The 26344-nt window shown below is 61.1% G+C and carries 28 protein-coding genes; 17 read left to right on the top strand and 11 right to left on the bottom strand.

Annotated features, from left to right (window positions below):
* Nucleotides 1-204: 204 nt before the first annotated feature.
* The 8 genes from livH to QNH97_RS06140 all read left to right on the top strand — a co-directional run bounded on the left by livH (nucleotide 205) and on the right by QNH97_RS06140 (nucleotide 6550).
* Nucleotides 205-1128 carry a high-affinity branched-chain amino acid ABC transporter permease LivH gene (gene livH, locus QNH97_RS06175; RefSeq protein WP_283556053.1) on the top strand — a complete coding sequence of 308 codons (924 nt, stop codon included), beginning with the start codon at nucleotides 205-207 and terminating at the stop codon, nucleotides 1126-1128.
* Nucleotides 1125-2381, top strand: coding sequence for a high-affinity branched-chain amino acid ABC transporter permease LivM (locus QNH97_RS06170; protein WP_283556052.1), 1257 nt, complete (start codon nucleotides 1125-1127; stop codon nucleotides 2379-2381). Before livH ends, QNH97_RS06170 begins: the two co-directional genes overlap by 4 nt.
* Nucleotides 2378-3145 (top strand): high-affinity branched-chain amino acid ABC transporter ATP-binding protein LivG, encoded by a 768-nt coding sequence (gene livG / locus QNH97_RS06165; RefSeq protein ID WP_025212221.1) that lies wholly within the window; start codon nucleotides 2378-2380, stop codon nucleotides 3143-3145. The genes QNH97_RS06170 and livG overlap by 4 nt, the downstream gene beginning before the upstream one ends.
* Nucleotides 3146-3847 carry an ABC transporter ATP-binding protein gene (locus QNH97_RS06160; RefSeq protein ID WP_283556051.1) on the top strand — a complete coding sequence of 234 codons (702 nt, stop codon included), beginning with the start codon at nucleotides 3146-3148 and terminating at the stop codon, nucleotides 3845-3847.
* A gap of 277 nt (nucleotides 3848-4124) precedes the next feature.
* A complete protein-coding gene (locus QNH97_RS06155) occupies nucleotides 4125-4430 on the top strand; it encodes a BufA1 family periplasmic bufferin-type metallophore (RefSeq protein WP_122566871.1) in 306 nt (101 codons plus the stop codon).
* Nucleotides 4431-4455: 25 nt separating this feature from the next.
* The gene (bufB, locus tag QNH97_RS06150) at nucleotides 4456-5325 is read left to right on the top strand and encodes an MNIO family bufferin maturase (RefSeq protein ID WP_283556050.1); all 870 of its coding nucleotides are present in this window, start codon (nucleotides 4456-4458) and stop codon (nucleotides 5323-5325) included.
* Entirely contained in the window at nucleotides 5322-6080 is a 759-nt protein-coding gene (locus tag QNH97_RS06145; protein WP_283556049.1) for an HvfC/BufC N-terminal domain-containing protein, read from the top strand. The genes bufB and QNH97_RS06145 overlap by 4 nt, the downstream gene beginning before the upstream one ends.
* Entirely contained in the window at nucleotides 6077-6550 is a 474-nt protein-coding gene (locus QNH97_RS06140) for a DoxX family protein (RefSeq protein ID WP_283556048.1), read from the top strand. Before QNH97_RS06145 ends, QNH97_RS06140 begins: the two co-directional genes overlap by 4 nt.
* On the opposite strand, the gene QNH97_RS06135 is transcribed toward QNH97_RS06140, so the two are convergent.
* Nucleotides 6541-7455 (bottom strand): LysR family transcriptional regulator, encoded by a 915-nt coding sequence (locus QNH97_RS06135; protein ID WP_283556047.1) that lies wholly within the window; start codon nucleotides 7453-7455, stop codon nucleotides 6541-6543. The genes QNH97_RS06140 and QNH97_RS06135 overlap by 10 nt on opposite strands.
* Nucleotides 7456-7561: 106 nt before the next feature.
* On the opposite strand from QNH97_RS06135, the gene QNH97_RS06130 reads away from it, so the two are divergent.
* The 3 genes from QNH97_RS06130 (at nucleotide 7562) to QNH97_RS06120 (ending at nucleotide 10583) form a co-directional block, all read left to right on the top strand.
* Nucleotides 7562-8161 carry a short chain dehydrogenase gene (locus tag QNH97_RS06130; protein ID WP_283556046.1) on the top strand — a complete coding sequence of 200 codons (600 nt, stop codon included), beginning with the start codon at nucleotides 7562-7564 and terminating at the stop codon, nucleotides 8159-8161.
* A 60-nt stretch (nucleotides 8162-8221) separates the two neighbouring features.
* Nucleotides 8222-8896, top strand: coding sequence for a hypothetical protein (locus QNH97_RS06125; RefSeq protein WP_283556045.1), 675 nt, complete (start codon nucleotides 8222-8224; stop codon nucleotides 8894-8896).
* Between the two features lie 73 nt (nucleotides 8897-8969).
* A complete protein-coding gene (locus QNH97_RS06120; RefSeq protein ID WP_283556044.1) occupies nucleotides 8970-10583 on the top strand; it encodes an NAD(P)/FAD-dependent oxidoreductase in 1614 nt (537 codons plus the stop codon).
* Nucleotides 10584-10749: 166 nt separating this feature from the next.
* Here the strand turns inward: QNH97_RS06120 and QNH97_RS06115 are convergent, their stop codons facing one another.
* Nucleotides 10750-11844, bottom strand: coding sequence for a PLP-dependent cysteine synthase family protein (locus QNH97_RS06115; protein WP_283556043.1), 1095 nt, complete (start codon nucleotides 11842-11844; stop codon nucleotides 10750-10752).
* A 268-nt stretch (nucleotides 11845-12112) separates the two neighbouring features.
* On the opposite strand from QNH97_RS06115, the gene nhaA reads away from it, so the two are divergent.
* Nucleotides 12113-13300: a Na+/H+ antiporter NhaA gene (gene nhaA, locus QNH97_RS06110; protein WP_283556042.1), complete on the top strand. Its 1188-nt coding sequence runs from the start codon at nucleotides 12113-12115 to the stop codon at nucleotides 13298-13300.
* A gap of 950 nt (nucleotides 13301-14250) precedes the next feature.
* Here the strand turns inward: nhaA and QNH97_RS06105 are convergent.
* Entirely contained in the window at nucleotides 14251-14715 is a 465-nt protein-coding gene (locus QNH97_RS06105; protein WP_003184697.1) for an outer membrane lipoprotein, read from the bottom strand.
* Between the two features lie 170 nt (nucleotides 14716-14885).
* On the opposite strand from QNH97_RS06105, the gene QNH97_RS06100 reads away from it, so the two are divergent.
* Nucleotides 14886-15170 carry a hypothetical protein gene (locus tag QNH97_RS06100; protein WP_283556041.1) on the top strand — a complete coding sequence of 95 codons (285 nt, stop codon included), beginning with the start codon at nucleotides 14886-14888 and terminating at the stop codon, nucleotides 15168-15170.
* Here the strand turns inward: QNH97_RS06100 and pdxH are convergent.
* The 4 genes from pdxH to dinG all read right to left on the bottom strand — a co-directional run bounded on the left by pdxH (nucleotide 15118) and on the right by dinG (nucleotide 20568).
* Entirely contained in the window at nucleotides 15118-15765 is a 648-nt protein-coding gene (gene pdxH, locus QNH97_RS06095) for a pyridoxamine 5'-phosphate oxidase (RefSeq protein ID WP_283556040.1), read from the bottom strand. The genes QNH97_RS06100 and pdxH overlap by 53 nt on opposite strands.
* 24 nt (nucleotides 15766-15789) lie before the next feature.
* Complete coding sequence (locus QNH97_RS06090; RefSeq protein WP_283556039.1) at nucleotides 15790-16899, bottom strand: OmpA family protein; 1110 nt, start codon at nucleotides 16897-16899, stop codon at nucleotides 15790-15792.
* A gap of 119 nt (nucleotides 16900-17018) precedes the next feature.
* Nucleotides 17019-18164: a serine hydrolase domain-containing protein gene (locus tag QNH97_RS06085; RefSeq protein ID WP_283556038.1), complete on the bottom strand. Its 1146-nt coding sequence runs from the start codon at nucleotides 18162-18164 to the stop codon at nucleotides 17019-17021.
* A 259-nt stretch (nucleotides 18165-18423) separates the two neighbouring features.
* Nucleotides 18424-20568 carry an ATP-dependent DNA helicase DinG gene (gene dinG, locus QNH97_RS06080; protein ID WP_283556037.1) on the bottom strand — a complete coding sequence of 715 codons (2145 nt, stop codon included), beginning with the start codon at nucleotides 20566-20568 and terminating at the stop codon, nucleotides 18424-18426.
* A gap of 99 nt (nucleotides 20569-20667) precedes the next feature.
* Between dinG and QNH97_RS06075 the strand changes: the two genes are divergently transcribed.
* Nucleotides 20668-21132, top strand: a complete 465-nt coding sequence (locus QNH97_RS06075; RefSeq protein WP_283556036.1) for a CopD family protein — start codon at nucleotides 20668-20670, stop codon at nucleotides 21130-21132.
* A 305-nt stretch (nucleotides 21133-21437) separates the two neighbouring features.
* Nucleotides 21438-22385, top strand: a complete 948-nt coding sequence (locus QNH97_RS06070; protein WP_283553080.1) for an IS110 family RNA-guided transposase — start codon at nucleotides 21438-21440, stop codon at nucleotides 22383-22385.
* Between the two features lie 51 nt (nucleotides 22386-22436).
* Here the strand turns inward: QNH97_RS06070 and QNH97_RS06065 are convergent, their stop codons facing one another.
* From QNH97_RS06065 to QNH97_RS06050, 4 genes are all read right to left on the bottom strand, one after another.
* Nucleotides 22437-23195 (bottom strand): collagen-like protein, encoded by a 759-nt coding sequence (locus tag QNH97_RS06065; protein WP_283556035.1) that lies wholly within the window; start codon nucleotides 23193-23195, stop codon nucleotides 22437-22439.
* Nucleotides 23188-23460: a DUF1145 domain-containing protein gene (locus QNH97_RS06060; protein ID WP_283556034.1), complete on the bottom strand. Its 273-nt coding sequence runs from the start codon at nucleotides 23458-23460 to the stop codon at nucleotides 23188-23190. The genes QNH97_RS06065 and QNH97_RS06060 overlap by 8 nt, the downstream gene beginning before the upstream one ends.
* 144 nt (nucleotides 23461-23604) lie before the next feature.
* Nucleotides 23605-24330, bottom strand: a complete 726-nt coding sequence (locus QNH97_RS06055; protein WP_283556033.1) for a PA1041 family peptidoglycan-binding anchor lipoprotein — start codon at nucleotides 24328-24330, stop codon at nucleotides 23605-23607.
* Nucleotides 24331-24420: 90 nt separating this feature from the next.
* Complete coding sequence (locus tag QNH97_RS06050; protein WP_283556032.1) at nucleotides 24421-25116, bottom strand: PA1041 family peptidoglycan-binding anchor lipoprotein; 696 nt, start codon at nucleotides 25114-25116, stop codon at nucleotides 24421-24423.
* Nucleotides 25117-25308: 192 nt separating this feature from the next.
* Between QNH97_RS06050 and QNH97_RS06045 the strand changes: the two genes are divergently transcribed.
* Both QNH97_RS06045 and QNH97_RS06040 read left to right on the top strand, forming a co-directional pair.
* A complete protein-coding gene (locus QNH97_RS06045; RefSeq protein ID WP_283556031.1) occupies nucleotides 25309-25806 on the top strand; it encodes a DUF6231 family protein in 498 nt (165 codons plus the stop codon).
* 14 nt (nucleotides 25807-25820) lie between these two features.
* Entirely contained in the window at nucleotides 25821-26297 is a 477-nt protein-coding gene (locus QNH97_RS06040) for a YchJ family protein (protein WP_283556030.1), read from the top strand.
* Nucleotides 26298-26344 lie beyond the last annotated feature (47 nt).

Below are 26344 nucleotides of genomic sequence, written 5' to 3'. Positions count from 1 at the left end.
AAGCCCACGGCGTGCCGTGGGCTTTGTTTTAAATGTATTGGGCCGCGCTGGCGTGATCCGCCAGTCTCCCCACCTGAAAATCTCAAAACCGTCATCAGCGGTTCGCTGGCAAACCTCGTGCTCGAAGTGGATGCAGATCCACGGGGCCGGGCGGGAAAATGACTCCACCAGTGAAATGCGTATCAGGTTTTTAGGAGCGCTGTAATGCCTGACATCTATCACTTCTTCCAGCAGCTGGTTAACGGCCTGACCGTTGGCAGCACGTATGCCCTGATCGCCATCGGCTATACGATGGTTTACGGCATCATTGGAATGATCAACTTCGCCCACGGCGAGGTGTACATGATCGGCTCCTACGTGGCGTTCATCGCCATCGCCGGGCTGGCCATGATGGGACTCGACAGTGTCCCGCTATTGATGACCGCGGCATTCATCGCGAGCATCGTGGTCACCAGTTCGTATGGCTACAGCATCGAACGGATCGCCTACCGCCCCCTGCGCGGCAGCAACCGTCTGATTCCGCTGATTTCCGCCATTGGTATGTCGATCTTCCTGCAGAACACGGTGCTGCTTTCGCAAGACTCCAAGGACAAATCCATCCCCAACCTGATTCCGGGCAACTTCACCATCGGGCCAGGTGGCGCACATGAAGTGCTGATTTCCTACATGCAAATCGTGGTGTTCGTGGTGACCCTGGTCGCCATGCTCGGCCTGACGCTGTTCATCTCCCGCTCCCGCCTGGGCCGCGCCTGCCGCGCCTGCGCCGAAGACATCAAGATGGCCAACCTGCTGGGCATCAACACCAACAACATCATCGCCCTGACCTTCGTCATCGGTGCGGCCCTGGCGGCCATCGCCGCGGTGCTGTTGAGCATGCAATACGGCGTGATCAACCCCAACGCCGGCTTCCTCGTGGGCCTCAAGGCCTTCACTGCCGCAGTATTGGGCGGCATCGGCAGCATCCCCGGAGCGATGCTCGGCGGGCTGGTGCTGGGCGTAGCGGAAGCCTTTGGCGCCGACATCTTCGGCGACCAGTACAAGGACGTCGTCGCGTTCGGCTTGTTGGTTCTGGTTCTGTTATTCCGGCCGACCGGCATCCTGGGCCGCCCGGAGGTTGAAAAAGTATGACTAGGCATCTCAAATCGGCGCTCTTCAGCGCCCTGCTGGTCTGGGCCGTGGCCTACCCGGTACTCGGTCTTAAACTGACCATCGTTGGCATCAACCTGGAGGTGCACGGCACCAGTCCGACCACCCTGGCGATCATCGCCGTGTGTTCGGTCCTGATGTTCCTGCGTGTGTTGTTCAGCACGCAGATCAGCGCGGCCTGGAAGTCGTCCCCCGGCCTGCCGGTGATCCCGGCCAAGGCCAGCAACTTCCTGACCCTGCCGACCACCCAGCGCTGGATCGTGCTGGCCCTGATCGTCGTGGCACTGGTCTGGCCGTTCTTCGGCTCCCGTGGGGCGGTGGATATCGCCACGCTGATCCTGATCTACGTGATGCTGGGCCTGGGCCTGAACATCGTAGTAGGCCTGGCCGGCCTGCTGGACCTGGGCTACGTGGGCTTCTACGCCGTCGGGGCCTACAGCTATGCGCTGCTGTCTCACTACTTCGGCCTGAGCTTCTGGATCTGCCTGCCGATCGCCGGGATGATGGCCGCCACCTTCGGCTTCCTGCTGGGCTTCCCGGTGCTGCGCTTGCGCGGCGACTACCTGGCGATCGTGACCCTGGGCTTCGGCGAGATCATCCGTCTGTTCCTGCGCAACCTGACCGAGATCACCGGCGGTCCGAATGGCATCAGCAACATCCCGAAGCCAACGTTTTTCGGACTGACCTTCGATAGAACCGCCGCCGAAGGCCTGCAGACCTTCCACGAGTACTTCGGCCTGGAATACAGCTCGATCAACAAGGTGATTTTCCTCTACCTGGTTGCGCTGTTGCTGGCCTTGGCCGCGCTGTTCGTCATCAACCGCCTGCTGCGCATGCCGATTGGCCGTGCGTGGGAAGCGCTGCGTGAAGACGAAATCGCCTGCCGAGCGCTGGGTCTCAACCCGACCGTGATCAAACTGTCGGCCTTCACCCTCGGTGCCGCGTTCGCCGGTTTTGCCGGTAGCTTCTTCGCCGCCCGCCAGGGCCTGGTGACGCCGGAGTCCTTCACCTTCATCGAGTCGGCGATCATCCTCGCCATCGTGGTGTTGGGCGGGATGGGCTCGCAACTGGGAGTGATCCTGGCGGCCATCGTGATGATCCTGCTGCCGGAAATGATGCGTGAGTTCAGCGAATACCGCATGTTGATGTTCGGCGCCTTGATGGTGCTGATGATGATCTGGCGTCCTCAAGGTCTGCTGCCGATGCAACGCCCGCACATGGAGCTGCGCAAATGAGCCGCGAGATTCTGAAAGTCGAAAACTTGAGCATGCGCTTCGGCGGTTTGCTGGCGGTCAACGGCGTGGCCCTGACCGTGAAAGAGAAACAGGTGGTGGCATTGATCGGGCCGAACGGCGCGGGTAAGACCACCGTGTTCAACTGCCTGACCGGTTTCTACCAGCCCACCGGCGGTACCATCCTGCTGGACGGTGAACCGATCCAGGGCCTGCCCGGCCACCACATCGCCCGCAAAGGCGTGGTGCGTACCTTCCAGAACGTGCGGTTGTTCAAGGACATGACAGCGGTCGAGAACCTGTTGATCGCCCAGCATCGTCACCTGAACACCAACTTCTTTGCCGGCCTGTTCAAGACCCCGGCGTTCCGCAAGAGCGAACGCGAGGCCATGGAGTACGCCGAGTACTGGCTGGAAAAGGTCAATCTCAAGGAGTTCGCCAACCGGACCGCCGGGACCCTGGCCTACGGTCAGCAACGACGCCTGGAAATCGCCCGCTGCATGATGACCCGTCCACGGATCCTCATGCTCGACGAACCGGCCGCCGGCCTGAACCCGAAGGAAACCGAAGACCTGAAAGCGCTGATCGGGGTGCTGCGTGAGGAGCACAACGTCACCGTGCTGCTGATCGAGCACGACATGAAGCTGGTCATGAGCATTTCCGACCACATCGTCGTGATCAACCAGGGCACGCCCCTGGCCGATGGTTCGCCGGAACAGATCCGCGACAATCCCGAAGTGATCAAAGCCTACCTGGGGGAAGCGTAAATGCTGCAATTCGAAAACGTTTCCACCTTCTATGGCAAGATCCAGGCGCTGCACAGCGTCAACGTCGAAGTCCGCCAGGGCGAGATCGTGACGCTGATCGGTGCCAACGGTGCCGGCAAATCCACCCTGCTGATGACGCTCTGCGGTTCGCCCCAGGCCCACAGCGGCAGCATCCGCTACATGGGTGAGGAGCTGGTGGGCCAGGATTCGTCACAGATCATGCGCAAGAGCATCGCGGTGGTGCCGGAGGGACGTCGGGTGTTTGCCCGGCTGACCGTGGAAGAAAACCTCGCCATGGGCGGCTTCTTCACCGACAAGAGCGACTATCAGGAACAGATGGACAAGGTGCTGCACCTTTTCCCACGCCTGAAAGAACGCTTCAACCAGCGCGGCGGCACCATGTCCGGCGGCGAACAGCAAATGCTCGCCATCGGCCGTGCGCTGATGAGCAAGCCCAAGCTGCTGCTGCTCGACGAGCCTTCCCTGGGCCTGGCACCGATCATCATCCAGCAGATCTTCGACATCATCGAACAGTTGCGCAAGGATGGCGTGACGGTGTTCCTGGTAGAACAGAACGCCAACCAGGCGCTGAAAATCGCCGACCGGGCGTACGTGCTGGAGAACGGCCGGGTGGTGATGCAAGGCACCGGTGAAGCCCTGCTGACCGATCCGAAAGTGCGCGAGGCGTATCTGGGCGGTTGAGTCTGTTGCGTCAAGAAGAACGGCCTGCGGGCCGTTTTTTTTTGCCCGGGCCACCCGCAACCCCCTGTGGCGAGGGAGCTTGCTCCCGCTCGGTTGCGCAGCGACCGTAAGATCTTGGGGCCGCTGCGCGACCCAGCGGGAGCTTGCTCCCTCGCCACAGGGTTAGGCGTATCTGAAAAATAATAAGGTCGCGCTGTAACACTTCCCCACCTCCCTTCTCTAGTTCAGCAGACCGGCGCTAACGCCGGTTCATTTCCCTGAAGACTGGAGAATCATCATGACTGCTTCGACCCGTACCCTGTCCGCCGCTGCCTTGGTCCTCGCCCTGGGTTCAGCCCTGAGCATGACAGCCGTCTCGACCGTTCACGCAGCCGACGACACCATGGAAAAATGCTTCGGCGTTGCCCTCAAAGGCAAGAACGACTGCGCCGCCGGCGCCGGCACCACCTGCGCCGGTACCGCGAAAATGGACTATCAGGCCAACGCCTGGAAATCGGTACCTAAAGGCACTTGCACCACCATGGAAAGCAAAACCTCCCCCACCGGTTTCGGCCAGCTCGAAGCGTTCAAAGCCAAGTCCTGATCGCATCCGCCTGAGGCCCGCCACCATGTTGAACAGCCCGTCCCTCGCCACTGATAGCCGGCTGCCGCCAAGGGCAGGGTTGGGGCTCAAGAGTGCGCATTTTCGTGAGGTGCTGCAGACCCGACCGGATCTGGGTTTCTTCGAAGTGCACGCGGAAAACTACATGGTGGCCGGCGGGCCGCTTCATCACTTCCTGGGGCTGATACGCGAACACTATCCGCTGTCGTTGCATGGCGTCGGCCTGTCGATCGGTGGGGAGGGGCCGCTGGATGTCGCCCATGTACAGCGCCTGGCCGCATTGATCGAACGCTATCAGCCCCAATCCTTTTCCGAACACCTGGCCTGGTCCAGCCACGGCCCGGTGTTTCTCAACGACCTGCTCCCCCTGGCCTATGACGAGGCAACCCTCGACCGGGTCTGCGAACACGTCGACCAAGTGCAGTCCAGCCTCAAGCGCACGCTGTTGCTGGAAAACCCGGCCACCTACCTGGCCTTTGAAACCTCGACTTTCGACGAGCCACAGTTCATGAGCGAAGTGATCCGTCGCACCGGCTGCGGCCTGCTGCTGGATGTGAACAACGTCTACGTTTCGTGCGTCAACCATTGCCGCGATCCATTGGCCTATCTCGACGCCCTGCCTCTGCAAGCGACCGGCGAGATTCACCTGGCCGGCTTTGCCGAAGATTCCGACAACCTCGGCGAGCGCCTGTTGATAGACGATCACGGCGCCCCCGTCGACCATGCGGTCTGGCAACTGTATCTCCAGGCACTGGAGCGAACCGGGCCGGTCGCCACCTTGATCGAACGCGACAACCACCTCCCTGCATGGGAGGTGCTGCTGGCCGAAGCACGCCAGGCCGATCAACTGTTGAGCGCCGCTGGAGCCCGGCCATGAGCAACCAACACGCATTTGCCGTCGCCCTGCTCGACCCGCACAAGGCGTGTCCGCCCGGCCTGGTCAGCGCCAATGGTGCGGCTGCGGAAAGCCGTTTCGCGGTGTACCGCAACAACGTACTCAGCTCATTGATCAACGCCCTGGCCGACAACTACCCGGTGGTGGCGCAACTGGTGGGCGAGGAATTCTTCCGGGCCATGGCCGGGGTCTTTGTTCAATCGACGCCGCCGCGCAGCCCGGTGATGAACGAGTACGGGGGCGACTTTGCCGAGTTCATCGAACACTTCGAGCCCGCCGCCAGCGTGCCTTACCTGGCGGACGTCGCTCGGCTGGAGCGACTGCATGTGCAAGCCTGGCATGCCGCCGACGCCGAGCCCATGGCGCAAGAACGAATCGTGGCGGCGCTGTCGTCCCCCACGCTGGCGGGGCACCTGAAGATCGGGCTTCACCCGTCACTGCGCCTGCTGCAATCCCCCTACGCCGTGGTGACGATCTGGGCCGCCCATCAGCACCAGACGCCTGTCCCGTTCGAAACGTTTCCCGCGCAAAACGCCTTGGTGCTGCGCAACGGCCTGGACGCGGAGGTGTATGCGATCAGTCGCGCTGCCCATGGGTTCATCGCAGCCCTGCAACAAGGGTTTTCCCTGACTGCTGCCATTGAGGCCTCAATCGATCTTGACTTGGAACACACCCTGGCGGGGCTCATCCGCCACCAGGCCATCACCCATCTCCTAGCCGAACAGGTATCCCAATGAAAGCCCTGATTGCCGGTCTCATTCAATGGCTGGAGAAAATCCCCCACAGCCTGATCGCCTTCTTGGGGCGATTTTCCATTGCCGCGGTATTCTGGAAATCCGGCCAGACCAAAATCGAAGGCCTGGCCATCGACCTGCTCGACGGCACCTTCCAGATCGGTTTGCCGCATCTGGCGGACTCGACCATTCCCCTATTCAAAAGCGAGTATGCCCTGCCGTTGCTGTCGCCCGAACTGGCGGCGTACCTGGCGGCCTCGGCCGAACATGTGTTCCCGGTGTTGATTCTGTTTGGCCTGGCAACACGTTTCTCGGCGATGGCCTTGCTGGGTATGACGTTGACCATTCAGTTGTTTGTCTACCCGGACGCCTATCCAACCCATGGCACCTGGGCGGCGGTGTTGCTCTACTTGATGGCACGCGGACCGGGGGTGTTGTCGATTGATCACCTGATCGCCCGGCGCTATCGCTGAAGCCGATCCAACGCCTCCCCGCTGCGCTTGAACCAATCGATCAAATAGTCGGCCAGCACCTGGGTGCGCTTGGGCAACCCGCCTTGATACGGGTGCACCAGGTACATCGGCATGCGACGGGTCTGGTAATCGCGTAGTAACCAGCGCAGGCGTCCGTCGGCCAATTCTTCATGCAGCAGGTACGACGGCAGCCGGGCGATGCCGGCGCCGGCCAGGGCGGCTTTTTTCAACAGACTGTAGTGGTTGCTGGCGAACGGCCCCGACACCCGCACTCGCAACAATTCGTGTTGCTGGTGATAGAGCCATTCTTCCCGGCCACTGTAATGGCTGTTGAGCAGACAACGATGTTCCGCCAGTGCCTGAGGGGTTTCAGGCTCGCCATAACGTTCGAGATAGTCCGGGCTGGCACAGGTCATCTCATGCCACGCCAGCAACGGCCGGGCCACCAAGCGCTCATCAATGGCGGCGTCGGAGCGGATCGCCAAGTCGAAGCCATCGCGGGACAGGTCGCGGTAACCGTTGTTGAGCTCCAGTTCAATCTGCACGTCGGGATACTTACCCGCGAACTCCAGCAACAATCCCTCAAAGAAGGTTTCGCCTAACGAAACCGGAACCGTCATACGCACCGGTCCGGAAATATCGTCCTTCAACCGAGCCAATGCCTGACGCGCCCTTTCCACCTGCACCAGCAATGCCTGGGCCTGGGGCAACAACGCCGCGCCGGCCGCCGTGAGGCTCAAGCGCCGCGTGGTGCGTTGCAGCAATACCACGCAAAACCGGCTCTCCAACAGACTAATGCGCTTGGACAACTGGCCCTTGCTGCACCCCAACTGCTGGGCAGCCAAGGTGAAGCTGCCAGCTTCCATCAATACGGCAAACGCCGCCAGATCATCCATCTCGCTCATTGCCATTGTTTCCAAATGAAAACCAAAGGTTGCCAATTAGCGTGATTATCAATGGAAAGAAGCTCTCTAGACTACAAACTCGTTCAACCCACTGAGGAACAAACTCATGAAAATCCTGTTGATCGGCGCCCACGGCACCATCGGTTCGGCCATTGATAACGAACTGTCGCCACGCCACGAAATTATTCGAATCGGCCGCCAAAGCGGTGAACTGCACGTGGACATCAGCGACAGCGCCTCGATCCGCGCCCTGTTCGAAAAAACCGGACGCTTCGATGCGCTGATCTGCGCAGCGGGCAATGTCACTTTTGCCCCCTTGGGCGACATGACCGAAGAAAGCTTCACCCTCGGTTTGAAAGACAAACTGATGGGCCAGGTCAACCTGCTGCTGATCGGCCGCGAATTCGCCAACGACGGTGCGTCCTTCACCTTTACCACGGGCGTGCTCAGCCATGACCCGATCAAGAGCGGCGCCTCGGCCGCCTTGGTCAACGGTGCCCTGGACAGTTTCGTGCGCGCTGCGGCAATCGAGTTGCCACGGGGCTTGCGGGTCAACTCGGTGAGCCCGAACGTGTTGCTGGAAGCCATGGACAAATACGCCCCTTACTTCCGCGGCTACAAACCGGTTCCGGCCGCCGATGTCGCATTGGCCTACGCCAAGAGTGTCGAAGGCCTACAAACCGGTCAGACCTTTCACGTGGGCTAACACCCCTTGTGATGCAGGATCAGTCTGATAACGTGGCGGCACTTGTCTGGAGACCCAATAATGCGTGCCGCCCGCTCCCTGCTGTTTGTCGCCCTCCTGCCGCTCTTTGCCGGCTGCCAATTGCTCGACGCCCCGCGTCAGAGTGCCTCCCACGCCGACCAGACGCGCATGCAGGGCGAGCTCACGGCGGCCGACGGCAAGCTGGTGTTCCAGCCATGCCAGGACCAGCGCCGCTACATCGTCAACGACAGCGGCGGCACCAGTGTGCTGCAACAAGCCGCCAGCCTGGCCGATGACCAGGGCAAGGTGTTTGCCGACGTGCGCGGTCGTATCGTCTCCAGCGCAGCGGCCGGTACCGACAGCCAATTGGACCTGGAACAGCTGTATCGCCTGGAGCGCTCGAGCAGCGCTTGCGATGACGGGGATTTCAGATTGTTGACCCTGCGCGCCGCCGGCCATGCTCCCGAGTGGAACCTCAAGGCCAGCGGCAAGGGCCTGGTGCTCGAACGTGAGGGCCAACCGCCGCTGGCCGTGCCTTTCATGGAGGAACAACTGGGCGATGGCCGTTTCAATCTCAGCACCGAGGCCAATGGCCAGAAGGTTGAGCTCTGGGTCACGCCCCAGCGCTGCGTCGACAGCGTGACCGCCAGCGTTCAGCACATGAGCGCCGAACTGCGGGTCAACGGCCAGGTCCAGCGTGGCTGCGCCTACTTCGGTGGTGCGCGCAACGACTGATTCGACAGTTTTGGCTTATAATCGCCGGTTAACGCCTTGGCGCAGTTGTGCGCCCCGCGAACCGGATCCCGTCATGTTACGAATCACCGAACTCAAGCTGCCGATCGACCATCCCGAAGAAGACCTGCGCCCTGCCATCGTGCAGCGCCTGGGCATCGCCAGCGATGACCTGGTCGACTTCACCTTGTTCAAGCGCAGCTACGACGCGCGCAAAAAATCATCCGAACTGTGCTTCATCTACACCATCGACCTGACGGTGCGCGATGAAGCCAGCTTGCTGCGCAAGTTCGCCGATGACCGCAACGTCAACGAAGCGCCGGATGTCAGCTACAACATGGTGGGCCAGGCGCCGGCCGATCTGGACCAACGGCCGATTGTCGTCGGCTTCGGCCCGTGCGGGATCTTCGCCGCCATGCTGCTGGCACAAATGGGCTTCAAGCCGATCATCCTCGAGCGCGGCCCGGAAGTGCGCCAGCGAACCAAGGACACCTGGGGCCTGTGGCGCAAAAACGTGCTTAACCCCGAATCCAATGTGCAATTTGGCGAGGGCGGCGCGGGAACGTTTTCCGATGGCAAGCTGTACAGCCAGATCAAGGACCCGAAATTCCTTGGCCGCAAGGTCCTGCACGAATTCGTCAAGGCCGGCGCACCGGAAGAAATCCTTTACGTCAGCAAGCCACACATCGGTACGTTCCGTCTGACAGGCGTGGTGGAGAACATGCGTGAGCAGATTCGCGCCATGGGCGGTGAGGTGCGCTTCCAGGAGCGGGTCACCGATGTACTGATCGAGAACGGCCAACTGGTCGGCGTCGAACTGGCCAGCGGCGAACGGATTCATTCAAGGCATGTGATCCTGGCCCTGGGCCACAGCGCCCGGGACACCTTCCGCATGCTTCACAGCCGCGGTGTGTACATGGAAGCCAAGCCGTTTTCGGTGGGTTTCCGTATCGAACACCCGCAATCGCTGATCGACAGCGCGCGCCTGGGCAAGTACGCCGGCCACCCGAAACTCGGTGCCGCGGACTACAAACTGGTGCACCACGCCAAGAACGGTCGCTCGGTGTACAGCTTCTGCATGTGCCCGGGCGGAACCGTGGTGGCGGCGACTTCCGAGCCGAACCGCGTCGTGACCAATGGTATGAGCCAATATTCGCGCAACGAGCGCAACGCCAACTCAGGCATCGTCGTCGGCATCACTCCAGAAGTCGATTTTCCCGGCGGCCCACTGGCGGGGATCGAGCTGCAGGAACGCCTGGAATCCCATGCTTTCGTCCTCGGCGGCAGCAACTACGAAGCCCCGGCGCAGCTGGTGGGCGATTTCATCGCCGGCAAACCGTCAACGGCTCTGGGCAGCGTCGAACCTTCCTACAAGCCAGGCGTCTTGCTGGGCGACCTGGCCCTGGCCCTGCCGGACTTTGCCATCGAAGCCATCCGCGAAGCCTTGCCAGCGTTCGAGAAGCAGATCCGCGGCTATTCGCTGCACGACGCAGTGCTGACCGGTATCGAAACCCGCACCTCGTCGCCACTGCGCATGACCCGCAACGAATCACTGCAGAGCCTGAATGTGAAGGGGCTTTTCCCGGCGGGCGAAGGCGCCGGTTACGCGGGCGGAATCCTCTCGGCAGGCGTGGACGGGATCCGGATTGCCGAGGCCGTAGCGCGGGATATCCTCGGCCTCGAGGCCTGAGGGGACAATGCTATTCACTCAAGGCAGCCACAGGCCTAAGTAAACAGCATTACCCTGTGAGCGAGCTTGCTCGCGATGGCGGACTGGCATTCAACACAGATGTTGACTGATCCACCGTTATCGCGAGCAAGCTCGCTCCCACAAGGGGTCCCAGGGTTTTCAAGTTTCAGATATTAGCCCGCAACACACTCTCCGGCAGCGCATCCCCTCGCTCCACACTCGCCGCCACGGCATCTATCAGCCCACTCAACTCATAGCCCTGGGCCTTGAGCCACGCCGGATCGTAATAGGTCGTGGCATAGCGCTCGCCGCCGTCACACAAAATCGCCACGATCGAACCTGACTCCCCCGCCTCAACCATCTGCCTCGCGGCGATCAGCGCGCCGATCAGATTGGTACCGCTGGATCCGCCAACCCGTCGTCCCAAGCGCTGGGCCAGGTAGTGCATGGCCGCCAGTGACAAGGCGTCCGGCACCTTGACCATCGCATCGATGACTTTCGGCAAGAACGACGCCTCGACCCGTGGCCGGCCGATGCCCTCGATGCGCGAGCCACAATCCAGACGCAGGCTGGCATCGCCGCTGCAGTAATAATCGAAGAACACCGAACGCTCGGCGTCAGCACACAGCACGCGGGTGCCATGCTGTCGATAGCGAACGTAGCGCCCCAGGGTCGCCGTGGTACCGCCGGTGCCGGGGCTGGAAATCAGCCAGCTCGGCTCCGGATGGCGCTCAAAGCGCATCTGCTGGAAGATCGACTCGGCAATGTTGTTATTGGCCCTCCAGTCCGTGGCGCGCTCGGCGTAGGTGAACTGATCGATAAAGTGTCCGTCATGCTCGCGGGCCAGGCGTTCAGACTCCGCGTAAATCTGCGTAGGATCGTCCACCAGATGGCTCTGGCCGCCGTAGAAAGCGATCTGTGCGATTTTTTCCCTGGAGGTGGTCGCCGGCATCACCGCAATAAAGGGCAGGCCCAACAGCCTGGCAAAGTACGCCTCCGAAATGGCCGTCGAGCCGCTGGAAGCTTCGATCACCGGAGCGCCGGGCTTGAGCCAGCCGTTACACAACGCGTAGAGGAACAGCGAGCGAGCCAGCCGATGCTTGAGGCTGCCAGTGGGATGGCTGGACTCATCCTTGAAGTACAGCTCGATCCCTGGCAGGCCTGGCAGCGGCAGGGGAATCAGGTGCGTATCGGCACTGCGCTGGAAATCAGCCTCAATGATACGAATCGCTTCGCGCGCCCACTGGCGGTGGTCGTTCATGGTGTTATCTCACTGGATCGGTTTGGCACGGGGAAACCTGACGGTCATGCAGGCGCGACGTGGTCTCGGAAAAACCAGGCGCAAGCTTAGGAAAAAACCGACATCGCGCACAGGTACAGCTAAGGTCCAATATGCCCCGTAACTGCCCGACTGTGCAGCGCACCCGTTGTAACGACATATAACAAAAAAAGAATATAACTTTTGTTTTAACAACTAACAGTACGGGTTAGGGTGTGCCATCTTTTGATTCGATGAATGGAGAGCGATCGTGCCTCTACGTAATTCCTTGACACGTTTTTTCCAACTGGAAGCGGCCAGCGGCCTGCTATTGATCGCCGCCTCCATACTGGCCCTGGCCATCAATAACTCCCCGCTCTCCTGGCTGTACAACGGCCTGCTGGACACGCCGGTGGTGGCCCAGATCGGGGCGCTGAAGATCGCCAAACCGTTGTTGCTGTGGATCAACGACGGCCTGATGGCGATGTTCTTCCTGCTCATCGGCCTCGAAGTCAAACGTGAGGTACTCGACGGACAACTGTCGAAACCCTCGCAAATCGTCTTGCCGGGTACGGCGGCGATTGGCGGCATGGTGGTGCCTGCTCTGATCTACTGGTTCCTCAACCGTGACAATCCCTCAGCCCTCGCAGGCTGGGCGATACCGACGGCCACCGACATTGCATTCGCCCTTGGCGTGCTGGCCTTGCTGGGCAAGCGAGTGCCGGTATCGCTCAAGCTGTTCCTGATGACGCTGGCGATCATCGACGACCTGGGCGCCATTATCATCATCGCGATCTTTTACTCCGGCGCCCTGTCCACCTTGTCGCTCGTACTGGCGGCCGTCTGCATCGCCGTACTGGTGGCGCTGAACCGGATGGGCGTGGTCAAGCTCGGGCCCTACATGGTGGTCGGCCTGATTTTGTGGGTCTGCGTGCTCAAGAGCGGTGTCCATGCCACCCTGGCCGGGGTGACCCTGGCGTTCTGCATTCCGCTGCGAACGAAAAACGCCGAAACCTCGCCGTTGTTGACCCTGGAACACGCCCTGCATCCCTGGGTGGCCTATGGCATCCTTCCACTGTTCGCCTTCGCCAACGCTGGCCTGTCCCTGAGCGGTGTCACGGTCGAAAGCTTCACCCATCACGTGCCGCTGGGGATTGCGATCGGCCTGTTGCTGGGCAAGACCGTTGGTGTGTTCGGTCTGACCTGGCTGGCCGTGAAAATCGGTATTGCCAGCCTGCCTGCCGGGGCCAATTGGGGTCAGGTACTGGGCGTGGCGATCTTGTGCGGTATTGGTTTCACCATGAGTCTGTTCGTTGGATCCCTGGCGTTCGAGCCTGGTGTGAGCGACTACGCGGGCATGGACCGGATGGGGATTCTCACGGGTTCGATCCTGGCGGCGTTGTTGGGTTATGCGGTGACGGCGGCGGCCAGTCGCAAGCGGGTTGTGTTGTCTTCCTGATACTTTCCAACACTGCGGATCGCTGCATCGTTGCGGTGTAGCGATCTGTCTTTAAGTCGTTTCGGGGCCTCGATATCCTTCCCTACCGGTATTTAGGAAAGTTGTAATTAATGGATAAGTAGAAGTAGGGTTGGTGTGTATATCCGTTGCTGCGGTAACGGCTACTTAGGGTTCCGCTCTTACAGCGGGTCACTTTTGGAAGAGCGCCAAAAGTAACCAAAAACGCTTTGCCCCACCACTCGGTGCCTCGCCTAGGCTCGGCATGCCCTCACTCCGGCATTGCTCCGTGGGCCCGCTGCGAAGGGCCATCCATGGCCCAGCGCAGCTATCCCGGCATCCATGCCGGGATGCCCACTACGCAATGCCTGCGTTCGGCCAGCGTGGTTAATGGGGCGTCGAGATCAACATCTAGAGCAAGAGCAAGAGCATCTAAGTTGAATAGCAACAATCGCGAGCAGACTCGCATTAAATATTCAGCAAACACAAAACTTATATAAAACATAGAACCATTGTGGGAGCGAGCTTGCTCGCGATGAGGCCAGCCCATTCAACATCTTTCATCGACAGTGACACCGCCTTCGCGAGCAGGCTCGCTCCCACAGGAGGAACGCGTTCACTCCCAACCAGGTCGGCTCTCAGGCCGCCTCGCGGTGGACGTTGATCTCGGCGCCCCGTTAACCACGATGGCCGAACGCAGGCATTGCGCAGTGGGCATCCCGGCATGGATGCCGGGATAGCCGCGCTGGGCCATGGATGGCCCTTCGCGGCGGCCCACGGAGCAATGCCGGAGTGAGGGCATGCCGAGCCTACGCGAGGCACCGAGTGGTGGGGCATGAGCGTTTTGGTTACTTTTGCGCTTTTCAAAAGTGACCCGCTGTAAGAGCGGAACCCTAAGTAGCCGTTACCGAAATAACGGATATACACACCAACTCAGGAAACCCGCCCATAAATTAGTGCGATACGCGACTCGTACCATCCACAGTAGAAATACGAACCCGCTCACCCACCCGGAACACCTCGTTCTCCTGAACCTGCTGCACATAGGCACGCATGCTGCCATCGTCCTCACGAACAGTGATTTCCACACCCTGAGTACGAGTCAAGCCTTCTTCAGTAGCCGAGCCAATCAAGCCACCAGCCACGGCACCGATCACAGCAGCGACAATACTGCCACGGCCGCCACCAATGGCACTGCCGCCCACACCGCCCACCACTGCACCGGCGGCACCGCCGATTGGGGTCTTGGTGCCTTCGATCTTGACCGGACGCAGGGATTCGATGGTCCCCATGCGAATCGTCTGCACGCGACGCGCTTCGTCACGGGAGTAGGAGTCACCGGTCAGGCTCGACTGGCAGCCAGTGAGCAGCATCGCCATCGTGGAAAAGGAAGCAACCAGCAAAACAGACTTACGCATAGCATCAACTCCAAAAGACAGGTATTCATTAAACTCCGCAGCTTGACGCCTGTCACGGCCTCGCCGGGATAAAAGGGGTTTCATTCAGGTGGGATACAGGCGCGCCCGAAAAATTCATCTCACAGTAGCGCCAATTTCCGATATCCGCGTCACCGACCCAAGGATTTTTCATGGATTATTTCATCATAGTCGCTACCACCGTGGCCGGCCTGTACTTCCACTGGTGGCTGTACGTGCGCATCAAACGCTGGATGGACCGCGACCTGGCACTGTCGTTGGCGGGGCAGGATGAGCAGAAAAAAACCTACATGCTGCAACAACTGGCACGCGCCAAAGAGCAAGGCATCAAGCGCCGGGACCTGCAGCAATGGCTTCAAACCGCTGCCGCAGGTTATCCCGATGCTAAGGCGCCAGACGCTCGCGAGTCCAATTCGCCCCTTGCAGGCGGTAGTTGAGACGATCATGCAGACGGCTCGGTCGGCCTTGCCAGAATTCGATGCGCTCGGGCAGTAGACGATAACCGCCCCAGTGTTCAGGGCAGTGCGGCTGGTTGTCGCTGAAGCGCTGTTCGGTGGCCTTGAGCAAATCTTCCAGCTCACCACGACCAGCAATCACCCGGCTCTGAGGTGAGGCCCAGGCTCCGAGACGGCTGCCCAGCGGCCGCACCTGATAATAGGCGTCCGACTCCTGCGCCGTGACCTTCACCACTTTGCCCTCGATCCGCACCTGACGCTCCAGGCCCGGCCAGAAAAACGTCATGGCCGCGAAAGGATTCGCTGCCAGCTGCTGGCCCTTGGCGCTGTCGTAGTTGGTGAAGAACGTGAAGCCCAGGGCATCCAGCCCTTTGAGCAGCAGGATCCGGCAATGAGGGCGCCCGTCAGCATCCACCGTCGCCAGGGTCATGGCGTTGGCTTCCACCGGAGCCTGCTCGGTTTTCACCGCGTCGGCGAACCATTGGTGGAACAGCGCGAACGGCTCGGCCGGGGCTTGCGCCTCGGTCAGGCCGTCGCGGGTATAGTCGCGGCGCATATCAGCCAGCGATTGGGTCATGGCGCGTTCCTTGTGGTTAGCCCATCACTGCTTGGGAGTATCGGCGGCCGCGACTTTCTTGGTATCGGCGGCGGCTTTGGCCGGTTGTGGTTTCTTCGCAGTTGCCTTGGCCGGGGCTTTCTTCGCGGGAGCCTTGGCGGCGGCTTTTTTGGCCGGGGCTTTTTTGGTAGTCGGGGCCACTGCTTTTTTAGCCGCAGGCGCTGGCACTGGAGCCACCGCCGGCTTCACGTCCTGGGCTGCCACCAGCGTCACTGGCGCAGGCGCTGGCATGTTGTATTTGCTCAGCAGCGCAACCATGGTGTTGGCCGGCGTGACCAGCAATTCCACGCGACGGTTCAAGGCACGGCCCTCCACGCTGTCGTTGGCCGCACGGGGCGCCACCGCGCCCATGCCACGCAGCATCAGGCGATCACGTTGCAAGCCGCTGAGACGGAAAATCGCCGCCACGGACTGGGCGCGTTCCTGGCTGAGTTTCAGGTTGGCCGGCGCAGCGCCCGAGGTGTCGGCGTGGCCGAGGACCAGCACGGCGGTTTTCGGGTCGGCTTCGAGGATCTTGGCTACGCGCGTGAACGGGCCAAGGGTCACTGGCAGCAGCATCGCCGGACGGTCCGGGTTGAAGGAACCATCCACTGGCGCGGTCACCACCAGCACATTGTCGCGACGTTCAAGCTCAAGCTTGCTGTCCTTGATCGCGGTGCGCAATTTCGGTTCGTAATCGTCGAGCCAGGCCTGGGTGACTTTCGGGTCAGGCATCGGTACCGCCTTGGCGGTTTCCTGATCCTTGCCGCCGAACGGCCACCACCACTTGCCGTTGCTTTCAGCTGCTGCTTCAGCCTTGGCAACGGTGGCGGGTGCCTTGGCTTCAGGCTTCGGTTCGTCTTTCTTGGCGACATCCGAGGCCGCATCATCGGAAGAGAAAGGCCACCACCAGTGGGTGGCACTTTCGGCCTTCGCCTGCGGCGCGACGGCGGCCGGCTTCAGGGGCGCGGTTGGCGCCGTTTCCTTGACCGCCACTTTGTCGGAAGAACCGAACGGCCACCAGCCACCGCTGCCCTCGGCATCATTTTGTGGAGTTTGTGCGCAACCGGTGATAGCGAAGCACAGCGCCAGAGCGAGGGTTTTATTCGATGACATTGGATATCCACAAAATGATGTAAATGAAAAAACAAAAGGCCATGTTTGGGCCGCATAAACAGACGCTTTGAAACTGAAAAGGACACGAGGTTCCTGTGCCCATCGCCTTCAATGGCGGATTACAGACAAGTGGCAAGCACCCTGGCCAGGTTCTGCGCGCGTGGGTCCATCAACACATAAGGCCCGAGGGTGTTTGTCACGAAGCCGAACGCCACATCATGTTCCGGATCGGCAAAGCCGATCGAGCCCCCCGCCCCCGGGTGACCGAATGCCCGTGGGCCGAGGCCGTAGGTCGCGTTCGGTACATCCGGCTGGTCGAGCATGCAGCCCAGGCCGAAACGGGTCTGGGTCAACAATGTCTTGTCTTCGCCGAAGCTGTGCTGGCGAGTCAGCTCGTCGAGCATTTCCCCTTCCAGCAGGCTTCCGTCCAACAGCCCGGCGTAGAACCCGGCGAGACTGCGGGCATTGCCGTGGCCATTAGCCGCTGGTTGCTGCATGCGCCGCCACTCCGGCTTGTTGGTACTGGTCATGATCGATGGCGGGTTGGTGAATGCGCGGGTGGTCATGGCCGTGGGTTCACGCATCGTCACCTGCAGCAGACGCTGGGCCGCTGCATCGCCAACGTTGCCCTTGCCGCGGGCGATATGGGCTACGCGATGAAACTCTTCATCGGCCAGGCCGACGTGAAAATCCAGGCCCAATGGCTTGGCGACCCGGGCGACGATGGACTCGCCCGGACCACGACCGTCGGCCCTGCGCAAGAGCTCGCCGACCAGCCAACCGTAGGTGATCGCGGCGTAGCCATGGCCTTCGCCCGGCGTCCACCACGGCGTTTCAGCGGCCAGGGCATCGACCATGGCTTGCCAGTCATAGAGCGCTTCGGGCGGCAGCAATTCGCGCAACGCCGGCAATCCGGCCTGATGGCAAAGCAACTGGCGCACAGTAATGGATTGCTTGCCGGCTGCGGCGAATCCGGGCCAGTAGCGGGCAACCGGGGCGTCCAGTTGCAACTTGCCCTCGGCCACCAGTTGCAGGGCGGTAACGGCGGTGAACGTCTTGGTGCAAGAAAACAGATTAGCGATGGTGTCGCTGTGCCAGGCCTCACTGCCATCCTTGTCGGCCGTGCCGGCCCAAAGATCGATGACGGTCCGGCCACCGACCTGAATGCACAACGCCGCACCGCGCTCCTGAGGATCGTCGAACAGCGCCGCGAACGCTTCACGCACCGCCTCGAACTGAAGCTCATAATGGCCTTGAATCTGCACCCGCAACTCCTTTGAAACAAAGACTTTTTAGAGTGGCTGGCATTGTTTCAGGCATTAAGGCTTTTGGGAACCGCCACAGGACGGCTGGCTGGACACTGATCCTTGTGGCGAGGGAGCTTGCTCCCGCTGGGTTGCGAAGCAGCCCCGAAACCTGGCACCGCGGTGTGCCAGGTTGATCGCGACCAGATTTCTGAGGGGGGCTGCTTCGCAGCCCAGCGGGAGCAAGCTCCCTCGCCACAAATAGCATCCATCCAGAAGATCAGGAAATCTCCCGCCGAAACGGCGGCAAGGCGTTGAGGATCGCCTTGCCATAGCGCTGGGTGACCAGCCGTCGGTCGAGCAAGGTGATGGTGCCGCGATCTTCTTCGGTGCGCAGCAACCGACCGCAGGCCTGGACCAGTTTCAACGAGGCGTCCGGCACGGAGATTTCCATGAAGGGGTTGCCACCACGGGCTTCGATCCACTCGGCCAACGCGGCTTCCACCGGGTCGTCGGGAACCGAGAACGGGATCTTGGCGATCACCACGTGCTCGCAATAGGCACCGGGCAAATCCACGCCTTCGGCAAAACTCGCCAGGCCGAACAACACGCTGGAGTCGCCACCATCGACCCGCGCCTTGTGCTTGTTCAGGGTTTCCTGTTTCGACAGGTTGCCCTGGATGAACACTTGCTTGCGCCAGTCACGGTCGAGGCCATCGAACACGTCCTGCATCTGTTTGCGCGAGGAAAACAGCACCAGGGTGCCTCGCGATCCCTCCACCAGCGCCGGCAAGTCACGGATGATCGCGGCGGTGTGGGCGGCGGCATCCCGTGGATCGGCCTTGAGGTCCGGTACCCGCAGCACGCCGGCGTCCGCGTGATGGAACGGACTCGGGACCACGGCAGTGACGGCTTTTTTCGGCAAGCCGGCACGCATGCGGAAACGGTCGAAGGTGCCCAGGGCGGTCAGCGTGGCGGAGGTCACCAGCGCGCCATAGGCCACGTTCCACAGGTTGCGACGCAACATGTCCGCGGCCAGGATCGGACTGGCATTGACCTCGATGTCGAACAGCGAACCGCTTTCGGCCAGGGTCAGCCACCGCGCCATGGGCGGGTTGTCTTCGGGGTCTTCGGCGGTGAATGCCGTCCACAACTCCCAGTTGCCTTGGCAGCGGGACAACAAACTGCCAAACAGTGGGTACCACTCCTCGGCCTGGTTGCTGGCGATACCGATGTTGACCTCGCCATCCATGCCCTCTTTGAGCAGGTCGGTCAGACGGGTGAACAGGTCGGTCAGGCGCGAAAAACCTTTCTTGAGCTCGATGCCCATTTCGCGCATGTGTTCTGGGATCACCCCACCGACGAAACGATGGCGTGGCCGCTCGCGGCCCTCAACATCTTCGCCGGGTTTGAAATCGGCCACCTGCTCGCAGGCGGTGAACATGAACTGCTGGTTCGTCTTGATTTCCCGCGCCAGCTCAGGCACTTGCTCGATGAACTTGCCCAGGTCGCCCGGCAACGGGTGCTGGGCCAACAGTTTGGTGAGGTTCTTGGCGGTGGTTTCCAGCCAGTCGGCGGTGGAACGCAACCGGGTGTAATGGGCGAAATGGCCGATGGCCTTGTCCGGCAGGTGATGGCCTTCGTCGAACACGTAGATCGTGTCTCGCGGGTCCGGCAGCACTGCGCCACCGCCCAGGGCCAGGTCGGCCAACACCATGTCGTGGTTGGTGACGATGACGTCGACCTTGCCCATGCCTTCGCGGGCTTTATAGAAGGCGCACTGGCCGAAGTTCGGGCAATGACGGTTGGTGCACTGGCTATGGTCGGTGGTCAGGCGGGACCAGTCGGCATCTTCCAGGGCCGTGGACCAGCTGTCGCGGTCGCCGTCCCACTTATTGCCGGCCAGTTTCTCGATCATGCTGGTGAACAGCTTCTGGCTGGCCTCATCGACTTCGATCTTGAAGCCTTCTTCCTCGAACAACTGGGCCGTGGCTGTCTGCGCCTGGCCTTCCTGCAGCAGCATGTCGAGCTTGGACAGGCACATGTAGCGCCCACGGCCCTTGGCCAGCGCGAACGTGAAGTTCAGGCCGCTGTTGCGCATCAGGTCGGGCAAGTCCTTGTAGACAATCTGTTCTTGCAAGGCGACGGTGGCAGTGGCGATCACCAGCCGTTTGCCAGCGGCCTTGGCGGTGGGGATCGCCGCCAGGCTGTAGGCCACGGTCTTGCCGGTACCGGTGCCGGCCTCCACCGCCACCACGGCGGGCTCGCCACTGCGCCGGCCTTCGTCGTCGGTGTCGATGTCACCCAGGACTTTTGCCACTTCGGCAATCATCAGGCGCTGGCCATATCGCGGCTTGAGGCTCTTGGCTTCGAGAAAACGCGAATAGGCGCCCTGGATCGTGGTTTTGAGTTCGGTGCTGATCATGAATGGTCGGGCGCTAAAAACGCTGGATAAATTTTCAGTGGTTCGGATCGGCGGCTATCATACCCCGCTAATGAATCCTGCGCAGAACGGAGTAACTCAATGACACCCTTTGCCCTCATCTACACCCTGCATTTACTGGCGGCCCTGGTCTGGGTTGGCGGCATGTTCTTCGCCTGGATGGTCCTGCGACCCGCCGCAATGACGGCACTTGAGGGCCCTGCCCGGCTCAAGCTGTGGGTAGAAGTGTTTCAGCGTTTTTTCGTTTGGGTCTGGGTGGCGGTGGTGCTTTTGCCGATCAGCGGCGTAGGCCTGATTCATCTACGTTTCGCCGGCTTCGAGACCGCGCCGCGTTATGTGCAGGTGATGATGGGCTTGTATGTGGTGATGACGGCACTGTTCATCCGTATCCAGGGCTTGCAGTTGCCGTCGCTGCGTACGGCTGTGGCGGCGCAGGACTGGCCGGCAGGCGCGGCGGTGCTGGGGAAAATTCGCAGGCTGGTGGGGATCAATCTGTTGATCGGCATGCTGGTGGTGGCGATTGGCGCGGCGCGGCCGATGTTCTAAAAATAGTGCACCGAACCCTGTGGGAGCGAGCTTGCTCGCGATGGCGGCCCGTCGGGCAATACTTGATCGACTGACACAATGCCATCGCGAGCAAGCTCGCTTGTATGGTAGGACTTGAAGGGAGGAGGAGGGACAAAGCTCGATTCTGACTGTTAGCCGCAGTACAGACCGTGGGAGATTTCACCCCTCCTCCTTTCACCCAAGCGCCGATAAAGAATGCATCTGGCCTAGACCGACGATAGGAACAAGCCTGCGCCTCTGGGTGAACCCTTCAAGTGTTCAAACCTTAGCCCGGAGGATTTTCAATGGCAATGCCGGTTTCTGTCGCAAAGCCGATCGTGGGTGTTGATGTCGCCAAAGATGAGTTGGTGATTTATCACGCAGAAACAGATCGACTGGAAGCGATCCCCAACACCAAGGCAGCGATCAAGAAGTGGCTCAAGGAATTGTCCGCGCCAGTGGATGTCGCCATCGAAGCCACCAATATCTATCATCAGGAATTCGCCGATCTGGCTTATGCGCAAGGCTGTGTGATCTACATGATCGGCGGCTACGAGCTCAGCCATTACCGCAAAGGTGTGAAAGTTCGCGCTAAAACCGATGCGCTGGATGCTCGGTTGTTGGCTCGCTACTTGAACAACGAAGGCCACCAGTTGCACCCGTGGACCCCGCCATCGCCCTTGTATTGCCGGCTTATAAGCCTCTTCCGGCGTCGGGCAGCCTTGGTCCAGGCGCGTGTCAGCCTCAAGCAAAGTTGGTCCAACGAACCGTTGCTCAAAAGGGCCTTTGAGAACCAGATAAAGGCCATGCAACGACTGGAGATCTTGCTCGAGAAAACAATCCAGACGCAGTTGGAAGCCGCTGGCTTGGGCGCTCAGCTCAAGCGCTGCATGAAAGTCGAAGGCATTGGCCTGTTGAACGGTGCCCGTTTGCTCACGTCGTTTCAGCGTGGGGATTTCAGAAATGCCGATGCCTTCATCGCTTTTCTGGGCCTAGACCTGCGTATATCGGACTCAGGGAAAAAGAAGGGACGCCGCTGCCTGTCTAAGCGAGGTGACCCAGAGGCCCGTCGATTGATGCACAACGCCGCGATGTCGGCGAGGCGCACAGCGGCATGGAAGGGTTTTTATGAGGCACTAAGGGCCCGGGGACTCAGCACAACCGAAGCATTAGTGGCACTGGCCCGCAAGCTTGCCCGAGTGGTATTCGCCCTGCTGAAGAATCAGAGCGAATACTTACCGAAAGGCATTTAGGGGGTAGCCCTGCACCATAGAATCTCCCACAGGTCGAGATCAGATTTTTCTTCAGAACCGTTGCACCGTCACCGCCCCCGCCGCTCCAGCCGGTCCTGGCTGGCCATCGGCACCAGGGCGACCGCTTTTACCGCCGTCGGCGGTATAGATGAGACAGCCCTTGGCCTTACCCCCGGCACCAGGCTTGCCACCAGGCCCGGCCGCGCCACCGGCACCGCCGTCCACTGCGACCTTGATCTGTTCGTCGGGATACTCGCGAGGCACTTCGAGGCGTACCAGCGCACCAGCCGCACCCGGTTGTCCATCGCTGCCGTTACTGCCGTCGGCACCGCGGCCGGCCGAACCCCAAGTGCAACCCGGCGCCTGGCCATTGGCACCGTCAAGGCCGACGAAACCCGGGGCACCGGTACCGCCACGGGCATCCACCGACAACAGCGGCGCATTCAAGGCATTGAAACGCAAGTTGAGATCGCGCCCCGGCCGGGCCGCCTTCGTGTAGGTGCCCGGCGCGCCACGGGACGTGATCTGGCTGCCGTCGGCCAATTCAGCCTGGGCAACCTTCATTTCCAGCACCTGCTGCGCAGGCACGATGGCGATTCGCGCCTCCCGCCCCAGGTGCAGTTGGCCGATGGACAATTGCGTGACGTTGGAAGGCACCAGCAACGTGCCGTAATCGGCCACGTCCAGCCGCTCCAGGGTCAGGGTGCTAGTAGTGTTGGGCAGGCGCATCAACGAGTGACTTTCTACCTGAAGCACTTGGGCCGATGCCCATGGGCACGCGAAGGCAACGAGCAGACACAATTTACGCATGGGAAGCCTCTGGCGCGGTCGGGATGGTTAGCAGGTGAAAGATGCCGAACAGCAGCACTCTGAGGCGATCGCGGCCAGGCGAGGGTCGGCCACGAAAGCGCGCCCGGAACAACAAAAGCTCCAGCACATGGACCGCCAGCAACATCGCTCCAGCGAAATTGACCAGCTCATGCAGCGGATGGACAAACGGCATGATCAGGTTGACCAGCACCACTAGCCAAAACAGCAGGGTCAGCAAGCGCCCCAGTCCCCAAAACACCTTCATACGCCTCCCGATGAGTATTATTCTTTGGGCGCACAGTAACGGCTTGCGCGCAGGATAAGCCAGAGGGAAGGGTAAATTTAATTTACCATCGGCCAGTGACCGCCGAACCGCCCTTCTGGCGATCCGACGGCTCTGGCGCAGGGCTCAACGCTGGAGATGCAGTTCAACCCGACGGTTCTGCGCCCGCCCTTCGTCGCTCTCGTTGTCAGCCACCGGTTCGCTTTCACCCTTGCCTTCGCTGGTGAGTTTGTCCGGGGCCAGCCCCTGGGTCAGCAAGTACTCCACGACGCTGTTGGCGCGCCGTTCGGACAAGCCCTCATTGTAGGCATCGGTTCCGACGCTGTCGGTGTGGCCCACCACCCGGATGCTGGCGATATTGGCCTGGCTCAATTTGCCCATCAGCCCATCGAGCTGGCTGCGAGCTTCTGCCGTGAGATCGGATTTGTCGAAATCGAACAGCACCTTGCCGGCATCGTTGAGGGTGATGACTTCGGTGGCCGGTGCCTGAGGCTCGACCGGTGGCGCACTGGCCGGGTATTGCGGCAGCGGGCAACCGTGATGTTCGACGGGGGTATTGGCCGGCGTGTCAGGACAACGGTCGCGGCGGTCGAACACGCCATCGTCGTCTTCATCGCCATCCTGGGCGTAGCAGATCAAACCACCGCCCACCAACCCCAAGGCCGCGCCGCCGGCAGCCCAGCCGCTGCTTTCAATGGCGCCAAGCCCACCGCCGACCAGTCCGCCGATCAGGCTGCAGATTGGCCAGGTGCGTTGATTAAGAGGTGCGCTGCCATCGCTGTGAGTGGCGCAGCCGGACAACAAACTGCCCGCCAGCAATACCGGTACGGCGGCCTTTATTAGAACGTTCATGGTGAAGGCTCCTGTGTCACCGGCCCATACCGGTCACACAGGAGTAAAGACCTGCATCCGCGACTGCACAAGCTGCGGATGACAAGGGTTTCAGCGGTTTATCTTGATTTCCGTGCGGCGGTTCATCGCGCGGCCATCGGCGGTCTTGTTGTCGGCCACCGGCTGACTCTCACCGGCACCGGACACCGAGACGAAACTGGCACGAGGCACACCGTTCTCGACCAGGTATTGCACCACCGAATTGGCCCGTTTCTCAGACAACCGTTGGTTGTAGGCATCGCTGCCAACACTGTCGGTGTGGCCGGTGACCCGCAGTTGCGCGGTGGATGTTTCTTGCTTCAGCCGCGTCGCAACGGTACTCAGGACATCCTTGTCGCCCGGGGTCAGCGTGGCTTTGTTGAACTCAAAATGCACGTCGCGGATCACGATGGTTTCTTCCTTGACCACCACGACTTCTTCAACCACTGGCGCCGGGACGGGCGGCGGGCAGCCGTCAGCATCGACCTGCACGCCCTTCGGTGTACCCGGGCACTTGTCGCGGCTGTCTGGGACACCATCGCCATCTTCGTCGCCATCGCCGTGCACCCAGCAATAGGCCGCCGCCATGGTGCCGACGAATAGCGCTCCACCGCCGGCCCAGGAGGTACTTTCGGTGGCGCCCAGGCCCGCGCCGATTACGCCGCCGACGGCCGCACAGGTCGGCCAGTCGGTTTTCTGCAAACCTGCGCAACCAGTCAACACACTGGTGAGCAGAACCAGGGGTAACGCTGTCCGAACTATGCTCATCGGGTTTTCTCCTTGAGGGATCGGCGTAGCGCCGATTCAGGGGAGTAAAGACCCGAGTTCGGGTCTGCGCCAGCCTTCGACATTCGCGAGTTTCGCCCCGTGTTTACGGCAGTTCGACTCGTTTAAGCACAAACCGCTCTAGGCCATGATGTCCGGGCAGGCTATCGTTGTGGTTCTGACTGAGGAACTTCGATGACCGTTGCCATTTCTTCACGCACGCCCCAGCAAGCATTGGCCGCCGTGCTTGATCGTTACGCCCCGCAAAAACTGCTATTGCTCGGCGCCAGCAGCTTTCCCGCGCTCGAAGCGTTCCAGCAAGCGCATCCCGGCACCGAAGTGGTCCACGCCGGCCCTGGCTCGCTGCCAGCGAATGTGGCGGCGCAGCGCTTTGACCTGGCCCTGGCTCTCGATTGCCTGGAGCATCTACCCAAGCGCGACGGTCTGAACCTGTTGGGCGGTATCCGCAATCTCAACGCCAGTCGTATCGCGGTGCTGGCCGACCTTAACGCCTGCGGCTGGCAAGAGACCGACTTTTTCTCCCTGGCCCTGCAAGCCAGCGAGCGATTCCAGCGTGAAGAGCAGGTGCTGACCCTGTTTACCTACGATCTGCTTGAATACAAACAAGTCCCCGACTGGCTCAACTCACGTTTTTGGGCCAACCCGGAAAACTTTGGAAAATACTGGTGGTAGCCGTGAACACAAGCATGCACACAACCATTTGTCCCTGCGGCAGTGGCAACCCATTGGACACCTGCTGCGGCCATTACCACGACGGACACCCGGCCCCCTGCGCCGAAGCCTTGATGCGCTCACGCTATAGCGCCTACGTGCTGGGACTGGTGGATTACCTGGTAGCCACTACCCTCCCGGCCCAACAGGACGGCCTCGATCGCCCTTCCATCAGCGAATGGAGTGCCAAAAGCACCTGGCTGGGGCTGCAGGTGGAAAGCAGCGAGGTGTTCGGCGGGCAGCCGGAACACGCCTTTGTCACGTTTACCGCGCGCTGGCACGACGGCCAGGGAGAACATAGCCACCGCGAACAGTCATCGTTCGTACAGAATGGCGGGCGCTGGTACTTCATCGACCCCACCGTGCCGGTCAAGGCCGGACGCAACGACAGCTGCCCATGCGGCAGTGGACACAAATTCAAGAAGTGCTGTGCAGGCTACTTCACGCGTTGATATCGGAATCGTCCGACGCTCGCCCGCTCACCAGCGGGCTAGACTGG

The sequence above is a fragment of the Pseudomonas sp. G2-4 genome (genome assembly GCF_030064125.1).
In the GTDB taxonomy this organism is placed as follows: domain Bacteria; phylum Pseudomonadota; class Gammaproteobacteria; order Pseudomonadales; family Pseudomonadaceae; genus Aquipseudomonas.
The sequence above is the reverse complement of the archived record's forward strand: the minus strand, read 5'-3'. Positions and strand labels throughout refer to the sequence as shown.

Coding starts and splice junctions, on each gene's coding strand:
- livH (WP_283556053.1), top strand. CDS start 205: ATGCCTGACATCTATCACTTCTTCCAGCAGCTGGTTAACGGCCTGACC.
- QNH97_RS06170 (WP_283556052.1), top strand. CDS start 1,125: ATGACTAGGCATCTCAAATCGGCGCTCTTCAGCGCCCTGCTGGTCTGG.
- livG (WP_025212221.1), top strand. CDS start 2,378: ATGAGCCGCGAGATTCTGAAAGTCGAAAACTTGAGCATGCGCTTCGGC.
- QNH97_RS06160 (WP_283556051.1), top strand. CDS start 3,146: ATGCTGCAATTCGAAAACGTTTCCACCTTCTATGGCAAGATCCAGGCG.
- QNH97_RS06155 (WP_122566871.1), top strand. CDS start 4,125: ATGACTGCTTCGACCCGTACCCTGTCCGCCGCTGCCTTGGTCCTCGCC.
- bufB (WP_283556050.1), top strand. CDS start 4,456: ATGTTGAACAGCCCGTCCCTCGCCACTGATAGCCGGCTGCCGCCAAGG.
- QNH97_RS06145 (WP_283556049.1), top strand. CDS start 5,322: ATGAGCAACCAACACGCATTTGCCGTCGCCCTGCTCGACCCGCACAAG.
- QNH97_RS06140 (WP_283556048.1), top strand. CDS start 6,077: ATGAAAGCCCTGATTGCCGGTCTCATTCAATGGCTGGAGAAAATCCCC.
- QNH97_RS06135 (WP_283556047.1), bottom strand. CDS start 7,455: ATGAGCGAGATGGATGATCTGGCGGCGTTTGCCGTATTGATGGAAGCT.
- QNH97_RS06130 (WP_283556046.1), top strand. CDS start 7,562: ATGAAAATCCTGTTGATCGGCGCCCACGGCACCATCGGTTCGGCCATT.
- QNH97_RS06125 (WP_283556045.1), top strand. CDS start 8,222: ATGCGTGCCGCCCGCTCCCTGCTGTTTGTCGCCCTCCTGCCGCTCTTT.
- QNH97_RS06120 (WP_283556044.1), top strand. CDS start 8,970: ATGTTACGAATCACCGAACTCAAGCTGCCGATCGACCATCCCGAAGAA.
- QNH97_RS06115 (WP_283556043.1), bottom strand. CDS start 11,844: ATGAACGACCACCGCCAGTGGGCGCGCGAAGCGATTCGTATCATTGAG.
- QNH97_RS06105 (WP_003184697.1), bottom strand. CDS start 14,715: ATGCGTAAGTCTGTTTTGCTGGTTGCTTCCTTTTCCACGATGGCGATG.
- QNH97_RS06100 (WP_283556041.1), top strand. CDS start 14,886: ATGGATTATTTCATCATAGTCGCTACCACCGTGGCCGGCCTGTACTTC.
- pdxH (WP_283556040.1), bottom strand. CDS start 15,765: ATGACCCAATCGCTGGCTGATATGCGCCGCGACTATACCCGCGACGGC.
- QNH97_RS06090 (WP_283556039.1), bottom strand. CDS start 16,899: ATGTCATCGAATAAAACCCTCGCTCTGGCGCTGTGCTTCGCTATCACC.
- dinG (WP_283556037.1), bottom strand. CDS start 20,568: ATGATCAGCACCGAACTCAAAACCACGATCCAGGGCGCCTATTCGCGT.
- QNH97_RS06075 (WP_283556036.1), top strand. CDS start 20,668: ATGACACCCTTTGCCCTCATCTACACCCTGCATTTACTGGCGGCCCTG.
- QNH97_RS06070 (WP_283553080.1), top strand. CDS start 21,438: ATGGCAATGCCGGTTTCTGTCGCAAAGCCGATCGTGGGTGTTGATGTC.
- QNH97_RS06065 (WP_283556035.1), bottom strand. CDS start 23,195: ATGCGTAAATTGTGTCTGCTCGTTGCCTTCGCGTGCCCATGGGCATCG.
- QNH97_RS06060 (WP_283556034.1), bottom strand. CDS start 23,460: ATGAAGGTGTTTTGGGGACTGGGGCGCTTGCTGACCCTGCTGTTTTGG.
- QNH97_RS06055 (WP_283556033.1), bottom strand. CDS start 24,330: ATGAACGTTCTAATAAAGGCCGCCGTACCGGTATTGCTGGCGGGCAGT.
- QNH97_RS06050 (WP_283556032.1), bottom strand. CDS start 25,116: ATGAGCATAGTTCGGACAGCGTTACCCCTGGTTCTGCTCACCAGTGTG.
- QNH97_RS06045 (WP_283556031.1), top strand. CDS start 25,309: ATGACCGTTGCCATTTCTTCACGCACGCCCCAGCAAGCATTGGCCGCC.
- QNH97_RS06040 (WP_283556030.1), top strand. CDS start 25,821: ATGCACACAACCATTTGTCCCTGCGGCAGTGGCAACCCATTGGACACC.